This window comes from Micromonospora sp. NPDC001898 (assembly GCF_042891255.1).
GTDB lineage: Bacteria > Actinomycetota > Actinomycetes > Mycobacteriales > Micromonosporaceae > Micromonospora.
Map to the genome: position 1 here is coordinate 17,052 of NZ_JBIATC010000009.1, position 11,633 is coordinate 28,684.

An 11,633-nucleotide genomic window follows, 5' to 3' on the forward strand; every position below is an offset into this window, starting at 1 on the left:
GGGCGGCAGGGCTCATCGGGGTTCCACGGCGTCGTAGCGCAGGCCGCTGGAGACGTCGCCGCCGGTGGCGTGCCGGGAGCGGCCGAGCCACAGGTGCACCGAGCCGTCCACGCCACGGGCCAACTGCCACCGGCGCAGCACCCGGACCCCGGCGCGGCCGATCTCCTCCTCGGGCACGGCCAGTTCGACCACCCCGGCACCGCCGGGGCCCGGCCGCCAGTCGAGCACCCGGCTGTGCCCGAGCACCGGGACCGGCGGCCCGTCGCGGGTCGGCTGCTGGATCGGCACCCGCCGCAGCCGCACCGCGGTCGGGTCGCCGGCCAGCGGGGTGGGCACGAGCGGCACCCAGTTCTCCGGCACGGTGGTGGCGAAGGCGTAGGACAGCTCGGGCACGACCACGGGGCGGCCGGTCGCCGGGTCGACCGGCGGCGGGTCGGGCACCGGCGGGCGGGCCGGCACAGCGGGCCGGGCGACCTGCGCGCTGCGGTCGATCGCCCGGCCGGTCGCGCCGGTCACCGTACGCTCGATCGCCCAGGCCAGGTTCGCCATCTCGTCCCGGCCGAACCGGACCTCCTCGACCGGCTCGGAGTCCAGGGTGGCGGCGGCCGTCGCGGGCAGGACGAGCACGTCGGCGGGCCCGTCGGTGACGGCGCCGGACGGCCGGAACAACGCCCAGCCCCGCCCGCCGGGGGCCGCCGGCACCAGGGTCCGGGTGCCGAACGTGTCCGTGACGATCAGCGACCGGATCCGGGTGGCCGAGCCGACCGGCAACTCCAGCGGGACGATGAAGTGGTCGTTGGCGTAGACCAGGCCGTACTCGAGCAGGAACATCCGGGCCAGGTCACCGGCGCCCGCGCCGACCTGGCCCAGGTTGATCCGGGAGTCCTCCATCTCCCAGAACCGGGTGGCCGGCATCCCGGCGTAGCCGACCGGGGTGGGCAGGGTGATCCGGACCAGTTGCTGGCTGGCCGGTTGCGCCTGCAGGGTGTCGACCGGCGCGTGGTCGAAGTGGTACCAGTCCAGCCGGTCACCGTCGTACTCCCGGGCGGCGAGCACCAGCTCACCGGCCGATCCGGCGGCGCCGACGGAAAACTCGTACTCCATCCGCTCCCGCTGCCAGGCGGTGCCCTCCAGCCCCGCCACGCTGATCAGCGGGTGGAAGTCGGCCGGTGGCCACGGTGGCGTGTCCGGCCGGGGGTCGACCCCCGGCGCGATGACCGCCGGTAGCTGCAACAGGTACCCCCCGGGCGGGCCGGGCGGGCGGGGCGGCACCCCGAGCCAGGCCAGCCAGCCGGTGATCGCGGTACGCAGCGCGCCGGCCAGCGCCGGCGGCACCGGCAGGTCGTCCTCGACCGTCCCGGCCGCACAGGCGCGCAGCAGCAGGTCGCCGTGCGGCACCCGGCCGGCGACCACCCGCAGGTAGCCGACCGTGCCCGCGTCGGCCGCCGACGGGGCGTCCGGGGGCGCCGCGGGGATCCGGTAGCGGTCGGCGACCGCCGGGCCCAGTTCGCCGGCGCCGGCCTCGGCCAGCAGCCGCAGGAACTGCTGGCCGGTCTCCGCCGAGAGGCGCAGGTCGTCGGCGGTGGCCGCGCCCTCCCGCTCGACGAGCGCCTCCAGCGGGATGCCGGACGGCAGCCCGATGGTGCTGCCCGAGGCGACTCCCGGGCGGTACCGGGTGAACGGGGTCACCTCGGCGTGCACCCGGGCGACCACCGGCGAGCCGGCGTCCTCGCCGGTGAACTCGCCCAGCTGCCACTGCCGGGCGAGCAGCCACAGCGGGTCGGCGATGCGCGCCTCCAGCGCCGGGCTCAGGTCGCCGCGCCGGGTACGCGGCTCCAGCCGGGTCCAGGTGGTCACCGACCCCGGCGGGTCCTGCGGCGTGTCCGGGCCGGCGGCCGGCGGCCCGGCGTCCGGCGCCACCTGGTTGTCGTGCACGAGGTGGCTCATCGGCCCTCCTGCTCACCCGGCGCGACGGGTGCCGCGTCCGGTACGAAGTCGGTGGTGGTCGCCGCCTCGGCGACGTTGGTCGGCAGGTAGAACGCGGGCAGGTACTGCCCGCCGGCACCGAGCGAGTCGAGGTCGGTGACCCGGGCGACGGCCAGGTCGAGGGTCTCCTCGACGGCCTGGGCGAGCCCCGCCGGCTGCCAGGTCGCGGCGCCGTCGGCGCTGACCGCCAGCAGCACCGCCTGGCCGGCGGCGGCGGCCGGCGCGTCGTACTCGAAGGTCAGCCCGGTCCGCGTCGTGGCCGCCGGCACCACCTCGGTCCACTCGTCGACGAGCAGGCCGTGCACCGGCTGGGTGAGGTCGAGGTCGCCGAGGCTGACCAGGACCAGCGAGGTCGGCTGGCTGTCCGGCCGCGGCGCGGCCTCACCCACCCACCGGTCGCCGGCCTGGTACGGCAGCTGGGCGACCCGGACCCGCGCCGGCACCCGCACCACCCCGCCCGCGCCGAGCGCGTCGGCGTAGGTCAGCACCTCCTGCAACCGGCCCACCGCCGGGCGGACCCGGCCGTAGCGGGCCAGCCAGCGCCGTACCGGGTGGGGCGAGCCGCCCTGGAGGGCGTCGCTGGCGGCGAGCGCGGTGGTCAGCGCGGCCGGGTCCGGGGCCCGGCTGGCCGACAGCACCGGCATGTCGGCGCCGAGCAGCGCCCGGATCCGGGCGACGTGCAGCTCGCGCCGGTCCGCCGGCGGCGCGGTCGGGGTGTCGAAGTCGGTCTCCGGGTCGCAGACGCAGCCGCCCACCGGGCACGGGGTGCGTCGGCGCGCCTCAGCCACCAGCCGGCAGTGCGCGGCGACCCGGCGGGCCAGCTCGTCCCCGGCGGACCGGGCGGCCTCCGCCGCGGTGGCGGCGCCGGTCCCCGGCAACGGCGGGAGCACCCCGACGATCCCGAAGCCGGCGGCCGTCCGCAGCAGGGTGTGCACGGTGGTCTCGTTCCAGCCCGGGTCGTCCGGGCTGCCGGCGGCACGCAGCCCGGTGGCGGTGTCGAGGGCGCGCTGCCACAGCTCGGTGGCCTGGTGCCGGGTGGCGTCGTCGACCTGCGCGGGCGCGTCGGAGTCGGTGCCCAGGTCGGCAGCGAGCAGTTGCCGGCCCCGGCCGAACAGGTCGCGCAGGGCCGCGACCGCGGCGAGGAACTCGGCCAGGCTGACCCGGGAGGCCGGCCAGCCGGGTCCCCGGCCGTAGTCCAGCTCCAACCGCCACTCGGGGGTCACCTGGGACGGCGCGAGGCGGCTCCAGGAGACCATTTCGATCCGTCGGTCCAGGTCGGTGCCGGCCGGGGCCCCCGGATGCGGCGGTGCGGCGAGGTGGTCCACCGCCGCCGCCTGGAGGCGGTCCAGGCTGCCCACGACGTGGTCGGTGACGACGACGCCGTCCGGCGCGTGCCAGCGCGCCCGCCAACACACCCGGTTGGCGGGCGGCAGCAGCGCGGCGGTCAGCGCGTCGACCGCGGCGGCGATGATCCGGGGCTGCGTGGACTGGCCGGCCGGCCAGTCCGCGCGTCGGTTGGCGAACCGGCCGTCGAGGTTGAACAGCACGGCGACCCGGTGGGTGACGCTCACCCCGCTGGCCGGGGTGCGGGTGAAGTGCAGCTCGGGCGGGGTGGTGGCCGCGCCGGAGGCGACGTCCACCGCCGCGGCGGCGCGGTCCATGTCGCCCACGGCGAGCTGGTGCACGCCCTCGGCGAGCAGGGCGTCGGCCACCGCGTCGGCGTGGTCGGCCAGCTCGGTGAGCACCTCACCGACGGCGATCCGGGCGCTGCCGGGCAGCTTCGCCAGCTCGGTGGCGAGCGCGCCGGCCCGGTGCAGCCGGTGCAGTTCCAACCCGTCGGCGACGGCGGTGGACGCGACGGTGCCGACGATGTCCGGCGGGCCGTCCCCGTTCGGGTCGACCCGGTGCGCGCGGACCGGGGCCAGCCGGCGGAACAGCGGGATGTACTGGTCGAGCGGGCCGCCCGGGTGATCGTGCAGGCCGCGTTCGAAGCGGTAGCCGAGCAGTTCGCCCAGCGCCTGCCCGTCGCGCATGCCGGCGAGGAGCTGCCCGGCCAGCCGGACCCGGCGCGAGGAGAGGTCGACCGCGACGGGGTTGTCGTCGCCGCCGCCGTGCGAGCGCCACGCGCTGCGCAGCACCGCGGCGGTGACCGCCTGTGCCGGCGACGGGGCGTGTACGTGGCCGGCGCCGGCCGGGGCCGCCACGAGCTGTGGGGGCGCGGCGGTGTCCGGTACGTGTGCGGGCCGGTCGACCAGCGTGGGCGGCGGCGCCGGGTGCAGGTCGGTGAGCCAGCCGTACGCGCCGACGTGCACCCCGTCGGGCGTCCCGGCCGGCCGGGTGGCGACCAGCCGGTCCAGCCGGGTGCTGGCCAGCGAGGTGATCCAGGCGTCCAGTCGGTGTGCGGTGAGCCCGAGCGCCCCGGCGACGTACCGGTCCAGGTCGTCCGGGTCCAGGGCCGCCGGGTCACCCCCGGTGGGGGCCAGCCCGGTCGCCAGATCGTCCAGCGCGTCGCGTAGTCCGCGCAGGTCGGCGGTTGCCAGCCGGTGCCGGGTGTCGTCGTCCCCGGCTGCGGCGGCGAGGTACTCGCCCACGCTCCTGCCGCCGGTGCCGGGCACGGTGACCGCCAGCCGTCGGCGCAGCGTCGGGGTTACCTCGCCCGGCCGGATGTCGATCAGTTCCGGCTCGGGGATCTCGGCGGCGGCCGGCAGCCCGGCGGCCTCGGCGAGCAGGTCCGCGGCGGCCGAGTGTTCGGCGATCAGCGCCGCCCGCAGCAGCCGGTGGAACAGCGGCACCGGCCCCGCCGAGGCGGGTGCCGCCGGGATCTGGTCGCCGCGCAGGCCCACGGCGGCGAGCGCGGCGAGGTAGGCGCGGATCCGGCCGGCCCGGTCCTGACCGGGTGCGGCCACCAGCGGGGTGCCCAGCGCGAAGGCGCCCTTGGCGAAGACCGCCAGGGACAACCGGGGGTCGACCGGTCCGCCCAGGCCGAGTGCGGCCAGCAGCGCGCGGCCGGGTTCGACGACCTGCTGCCGCCAGCCCGGGCCGAGGTCGAGCCGGGCGAAGCGCCACAGCCAGCTCACGTACTCGTTGCCGAGCACGCTGCGGGCACGGACCTCCAGCACCCGGGCGTCGGTGGCCAGGATCTCCACCATGGTCTGCTCGGGGTCGGCCAGCCCGGGCCGGATCCGGGGCGCCGGGGCGGCCAGCCAGACCTGCTGCCAGAGGTTGCGCAGCACGGTGACCGCGCGTGCCTCGGCGGGGCTGGCCGGCTGCCAGCCGCGCAGCGCCGCCACCGGCAGCAGTCCGTAGGGCTGCGCGCCGATCCGCAGGGTGGGCAACGGCCCCTCCGGGTGCAGGTGCTCGACGAAGTGGGCGCGCAACTTGCGCTGCTCGGCCGGGGTGGCCACCGGCAGCAGGTGCCGCAGCATGCTGCCCGGTCCGGCCGGCCAGAGGGCCCGGCGGACCAGTCGGGCCAGCCGGCGTTCGTCCCGGTCGGCTGCGGCGGCACGGGCCAGCGCGGTCGGCGCGTCGGGGCGTACCGCCCGGCGGCGGACGGTCGCCAGGTCCTCGGCGTCCGGCTGGGGCGGTGCGCCCGCGGTCGGGGTCGACTCGGCCGGCCCGGCGCTGAGCGGTACGGCCAGGGCCCGGCCGGCCAGGGCGGCGGCGTTCTCGACCTGCGGCCCGGTGCCGCCGGGTACCGCGTCCGTGCCGGTGACCGGGGCGACCGGGGAGCGCTCGGCCACGGTGACCGTCTCGGTGTTGTTGGTCGGGGTGCCCGGTGGCAGGAAGGCCAGCCCGTCGGTGGCGGCGTGGGCCTCCAGCAGCCGGTCCAGCCGCGCTGCGGAGATGTCCGGCGCGGTGTCGGCGTCGACGCCGAAGACCAGCAGGCGGTCCACCGGTTGGGGCCGGCCGGCACCGTCGGTGGGTACGTCGACGGCGAAGGCCATTCCGGCGGCCACCGCGGCCGGGTAGTCGACCATCCAGCGCATGCCCTCGTCGACCGGGGGCGACTCGGCCGTGCCCGTCCCGATCGGGGGCCCGGACGCCGGGCCACCGGGCGGCACCGGGGTCGGCCCGGCGGCCAGGTCGCGGGTGACCGGCCCGGAGACACCGGTGAACAGTGTGTTGCCGGTCGTGCGGCCCACCGCGTACCAGCGGGTCGGCAGCAGCCGGACCCGGGCCGGTTCGCACCACGGCGCCGGCCGGCGCAGCGGATCGGGCAGTTCGCCGGTGGCCGGGTCGGGCTCCATCACCCGGGCGATCCAGCCGGCCCGGGTCGCCCCGAACCGCCGGACCAGCTCGGTCCAGGCCTCCGCGCCGGGCGGGGCCCGCAGCGGACCGTCGACCGGACCGTCGACCGGACCGTCGACCGGACCGTCGACCGGACCGTCGACGCCGGGCGACGCCGGGTCGCCGTCGGCGGTCGGGCCGAGCCAGTACGCCCGGCCGGCCGCCACCTCGTCGTCGGTCAGCCGGGGCTCGTGGCCGTCGATGTGGATCTGGTCGGGGTAGACCCTGATCCGCAGGGTGGCGCCGGCGAACCGGGTCTCCAGCCGGACCGGCAGCAGCGCCACCGGGTACCCGGTGGACAGCGTCCACGGGGTGCCGGTGAGCGCGTCGGACAGCGGCGGCGGGGCGGCCGGGGCGGCGGAGGTGGTGCCGACTGAGCGGCGGGGGGTGACGGTCATGGTTGGGTCTCCGGCGTGAGCAGCAGGTCACTGGCGTGGCGGGCGAGCATGACGGGCCGTTGCAGCGCCACCCGGGCCATGTCGGCGGCGTTGCGGCCGAACACCGCACCGTCCACCGCCGTGCCCGGGAAGCCCGGCGCGTACGGGGAGAGGAACAGCGCTCCACCGGGCAGGTGGCCCCAGTGCAGGTCGTCCCAGTGCTCGCCGGCCCAGGCGGGGATGTCGGGCGGGTCCGACTCCGGCCAGTCGTCCGGCTCGGCGTCCAGGCCGAACCGGGGCGCGGTGGGCTGCTCCCGCAGGACGAAGAAGTAGCCGGGATCGCCGAGCGCCTGGTCGGTCGCGCCACGGGCCTCGTCGGCGGTGTACGGGAAGCCGAACAGCAGCAGGTCCGGGGAGAGCCAGGCGTTGAAGATCGGCGGCAGGTCCACCCCGGTCGGTTCCCGCCGCTGCGGCCCGGTCCAGCGGGCGCGGCGCATGGTGACCACGGTGGACGGGAAGCGGCGCAGCACCTCGCCCCGGATGACCAGGACCAGGGACTGCTCGCCGGGGGCGCCGACCGCGGTCAGGTGGCTGCCGAGCGGGCCGGTGAGCCAGGCCGCGTCGGTCAACGGCGGTATGTCGGTCAACGGCGCACCGGCCGACACCGCGCCGCGGACGTCCCAGAACTGCCGGAACCAGGTCTGCCGGGGGTCGGCGGGGAAGCCACGCCACAGCATCTCCCGGCTCATCTCGTGGTTGAGCCCGACCAGGAACGCCTCGATGAACCTGGGGTTGGCGGCCAGCGCGGTCATCGTCTCCGGCGCCACCGCCGGCAGGTTCGGCACCACGTGCTCCTGGGACAGCCCGCGCAGCAGTTCGTAGCTGGGCACATCGAAGGTGATCCCGGCGAGCAGCCGGCGCAGCGGGTCCCCGGTGTCCGGCAGCGCGTCAGCCAGGAGTTCACCGCCGACACTCAGGCCGGCCAGCACCTCACCGGCGACCGCGGTCTCCGGGCGGAGCGTGGCACGTACCGCGCCGGCCGCCGGGCCGAGCGGCACCGTCGGCGGCTTCGGGTCGACGGCCAACGCCTGGGCCGGGGCCAGCCGGTCCTGGTGGTTCGCGGCGGCGGCCATGAACCGGTCGCCCATCGTGGCGCGGGCGGTCACCAGGTCGGTACGCAGGTCGGCGACGAGCAGGCCGCACCCGCGCCCGGCCGCCGCGTCCGCCGCCCCGGGGATGTCCTGCGGCGGGCTCCAGACCACCGGCACGCCGGCCGGGTCCAGGTCGAAGCCGACCCTGGTGGTGAGCACACCCACCCGGGAGCGGTGCGCCACCACCAGGTCGGGCCGACGGGTACCGCTGACGTCGACGACCGCGACGCCTGCGGCGACGCCCGCCGCCACCTCCGCCTCGCCGCCGACCGGCAGCGGGCTGGTCCACCCGGCGTCGGCGATCCGGCCGCGCCGGTTGACGCCCCGGCCGGTGAAGTACCGGGCCACCTTCTGCCCGGCGGTGTTCTCGCCGGCCACGAAGACCAGCAGGTCCGGCACCTGGTCCCCGGTCATGTCGACCACGTCGACGCTGACCGAGCGGATCGCCTTGAAGGTGTACGGGGTGGGCAGCGAGTCGGTCCAGCCCCGGGTGACCCGGCCGGCCGTGTCCAGCCCCCAGCCGACCCGGTAGTACACCCGGTTCGCGGCGGCGTCGGGGCCGTCGATGGCGTAGCCGACGACGAGTTCGGGTGACCCGTCGCCGTCCAGGTCGGCGACGGTGACGTCGAGCGCGCCGGCGTACCCGCCGACCGGGTCGGGCAGGTCGTACGGGCCGGCCCAGCCGCCGGTGGCGGCACCGTCGGCGCCGATCCCGCTGCCCACCCAGTAGGCCAGTCGGCGGGTGCCGGGCACGTTGCCGGCCAGGACCGCCACCGCGAACAGCTGCGACGGCCGGCCCCCGGTGAGCGGCGCGGCGGTCACCGCGGTGGCCACCGCCGGCACGCCGGTGAACGGTCCGGCCGCCGCCGCGGTGAGGGTGTTCTCCCGCAGCACGCCGTCCTCGCCCAGGTGGTGGGCGGCCTGCGAGCGGATCCGGCTGCCGGCCCCCTCGTCGACCGTGTACGACACCAGCAGCGAGGAGAGCAGGCCGACCCGGGGCGCGAAACGGACGTGGGCCGGGGCCGGGGCGGCGTCCGGGCCGGCGCCCCGGGGATCGGCCGGGGTGCCGTGGTCGACCCACCCGCCGCCCCGGTTGCCCCAGGAGTACGCGGCCAGCCGCCCATCGGCGGTCCGGACGAAGACCTCCCCGTCGCGGTCGTCACCGGTGACCGGGCCGGGCCGGTGCGCCGCGATCCCGTTGGCCGGCCGGCCGATCTCCTCCCAGGACCAGGAGTAGACCCCGGTCTCGTCGTTGCGCCACTGGTAACGGCCGTACAGCCGCAGGTCGGCCGGGTCGGCCTCGGGGTGGGCCAGGACGAGCAGCTCCGGCTCCTCGTCGTGGCCGCTGGCCACGGTCTGCTGGCCCAGCGAAACGATCCGCAGGTTCTGCGGCAGCGGCGCGCGGAAGGAGACCCGGCCGTGGTTGAGGAACCCACCCCAGCCGGGCACCCGGGTGACCAGCTCGCCGGTCGGGGTGAGGTAGCCGAAGCCGTCGGCCCGGGGATGGCTGAAGGTGTGGTACGCCGCCGGGGAGCCCCAGATCGGCGGCGGTTGGCCGGGGCCGTCGGCGACCAGGCTCCACTGCCCGTCGTGGACGAACAGCCGCTGGGCGGTGGTGGCCACGAACACGCCGGCCGGGGTCGGGCGCGGCGAGCCCCACAACCGCTCTCCGGTGGCGAGCTGTGGGCGGCCCAGTGACGCCCAGGTCCGGGCCACGGTGCCGAAGCGGTACAGGTCACCGCTCGGGCCGAGCATGAAGACGTCGATGCCCCGGGCGGTGGGCCGGCTTGCCGTGCCGCCGGGTGGGCTGCCGCAGTCCGTCCACACCCAGCGGTCGCCGTCGTAGCGGCGCTCGTAGAGCCGGCTGTCGCGGGTACGCACGTACACCCGGTCGGGGGCCACGGTGGCGCCGGAGGTGACGACCTGGGTACCGGCCGGGGCGCCGTGGTCCCGCCAGGTCCAGACGCCGTCGAGCCGGCGGCGTTCGAACAACCGGCCGTCGGCGGCGGCGACGAAGAACCGGTCCGGGCCTAGCAGGTCGCCACCGTTGCTGGCCAGCGTGGTGACCGGATCGTCCGTCGCGGCCGGGGCCCAGGCCGCCGGGGCCCAGGTGGCGGCGGTGTGCCACCACGGGTTCCGGCCGGCAGCCTCGATGGCGGCCCGGGTCAGCCGGGCGATGCCCTGCCCGGGCGGGACCAGGGTGTCGAAGACGATGCCGCCGGCCGGGATCCGGGCCGGTGGCACCGGGCTCGCCCCGCCGGCCAGCCGCAGCAGCGCCGACGACGACGGCGCGGCGGGGCGCAGCCGGCGGGCCAGCGGACCGCGCGGGCGGGCCAACCGGCGGAACGGCGCGCTGGTGGCCGCCCGGGCGCCGGCGTTGCCGTCGAGCAGCTCGTCCAGCGACTCGACCGGGGCCGCGCCGGAGCCGGCCAGCCCGGTCGCGGCCGGGGCCGCGACCAGGTCGTGCACCGGCCGGGCCAGCGCGACGAGCTGGTCGTCACCGAGGGCGTTCCCCGGCGCGGCCGGGTCCACCCGCTTGGCGAACAGGGCGGCGGCGCTGTCCCGGGCGGCCTGCCCGCGCAGCAGTTGCTCGTTGACCTCGCGCAGCTCGGCGGCCCGCTGCCAGGCGGCGGCGGCCAGGTCCTCCTGGTGTTTCTGGATCACCCGGGTGCCCAGCGCCGCCGCCGCCCGGTAGCGCGGGTCGAGGTTCAGCCCGGCCAGCCACCGCGGCTCGCTCCCCGGCGGTGGCACCTGCCCCTGCCTGCTGTGGATCTCGCCGTACAGCGGTGGGGTGAGCCAGTCCTCGACGTGCGCCAGCAGCTCGGTCATGCGGGCCTGCCAGGGCCCGGCGGCGGCCGGCTGCCAGACGGTGGGGGTCATCGCGGGCGAGGCGAGCGCGCCCTCGAAGGCCAGCACGGAGCGGCCCTCCACGCCGGCCGGCTCAAGGTCCGGCAGCCCGCCGCCGGCGGCGCCGACGTCCACCGGCTGCCGGCCGACGTCCGCCGGCAGGGCCCGGCCACGCAGCCGCCGGGCCAGCGACTCGAAGTCGCCGTCCGGGCCGGTGCGGAAGGTCCAGTGGTGGTAGACCGGCAGGACGATCGGGGCCTGCGGATCGGCCGCCGGGGAGCCGGGGCCCCAGGCCGGCACCAGCGGGCCGTCGTCGAGCGACAGGCCCAGTCCGGCGCGCACGCCGGCGTCGAAGGCCGGCACGACGGCGGCCAGGTAGTCGGTGTCCGGGTCCAGCCGCCGGGGGCAGACCAGCCGGGACAGGGTGCGCTCCGGTGCGTCGGCGATGACGTCGGCGACGTCCTCGTTCTCCGTGACGACCAGCACCTGGGCGTGCGCCCAGGCCCAGGACTCGGCGAGGTCGGGCAGCTGCCCGACGATGGTGCCCAGCCGGGCCAGCGGTTGCCCCGCCGCCGTCTCCAGCCGGCCCTGCGGGCCCACCGGGACGACGACGAGGACCAGCCAGGGCCGCAGCCGGCCCTGCGGGTCGGGCTTCGCCGGGGTGTACAGCCAGGGCAGGTCGGGCCGGTCGAACTCGACCGCCGCGAACAGCGTCCCGTCGACGTTGTCCGCGCCCGCCGCCGGGTGGCTGCGGATGATCTGCTGGCCGTCGAGGCCGGTCACGTCACCAGGTCCGTGCAGCAGCGCGGTGGTGGTGCCGACGACGTCCACCGGGTCGACCCCGGCGGGGCCGGTGCCGCGCGCGGTCACCGAGAGCGTCACCTCGGACCGGGTGGCCGGCAGCGGACCGGTGAGCGGGTCGGGTTCGGAGACGAGCCGGGCGACGCCGTCGCGTACCCAGGGCAGGAAGCGGAGGCCACCCATG

The 11,633-nt window shown here is 77.5% G+C and carries 3 protein-coding genes; all 3 read right to left on the bottom strand.

Annotated elements, in window-relative coordinates; all coding sequences use genetic code 11:
• Positions 1–12: 12 nt before the first annotated feature.
• From ACFYZF_RS19980 to ACFYZF_RS19990, 3 genes are read right to left on the bottom strand one after another with little or no spacing between them, the layout of a single operon-like run.
• The gene (locus ACFYZF_RS19980; RefSeq protein ID WP_387022831.1) at positions 13–1,947 is read right to left on the bottom strand and encodes a hypothetical protein; all 1,935 of its coding nucleotides are present in this window, start codon (positions 1,945–1,947) and stop codon (positions 13–15) included.
• Positions 1,944–6,671 (bottom strand): hypothetical protein, encoded by a 4,728-nt coding sequence (locus tag ACFYZF_RS19985; RefSeq protein WP_387022833.1) that lies wholly within the window; start codon positions 6,669–6,671, stop codon positions 1,944–1,946. The genes ACFYZF_RS19980 and ACFYZF_RS19985 overlap by 4 nt, the downstream gene beginning before the upstream one ends.
• The gene (locus tag ACFYZF_RS19990) at positions 6,668–11,632 is read right to left on the bottom strand and encodes a hypothetical protein (RefSeq protein ID WP_387022835.1); all 4,965 of its coding nucleotides are present in this window, start codon (positions 11,630–11,632) and stop codon (positions 6,668–6,670) included. The genes ACFYZF_RS19985 and ACFYZF_RS19990 overlap by 4 nt, the downstream gene beginning before the upstream one ends.
• Between the last annotated feature and the right edge of the window lies 1 nt (position 11,633).

Coding starts and splice junctions, on each gene's coding strand:
- ACFYZF_RS19980 (WP_387022831.1), bottom strand. CDS start 1,947: ATGAGCCACCTCGTGCACGACAACCAGGTGGCGCCGGACGCCGGGCCG.
- ACFYZF_RS19990 (WP_387022835.1), bottom strand. CDS start 11,632: ATGGGTGGCCTCCGCTTCCTGCCCTGGGTACGCGACGGCGTCGCCCGG.
- ACFYZF_RS19985 (WP_387022833.1), bottom strand. CDS start 6,671: ATGACCGTCACCCCCCGCCGCTCAGTCGGCACCACCTCCGCCGCCCCG.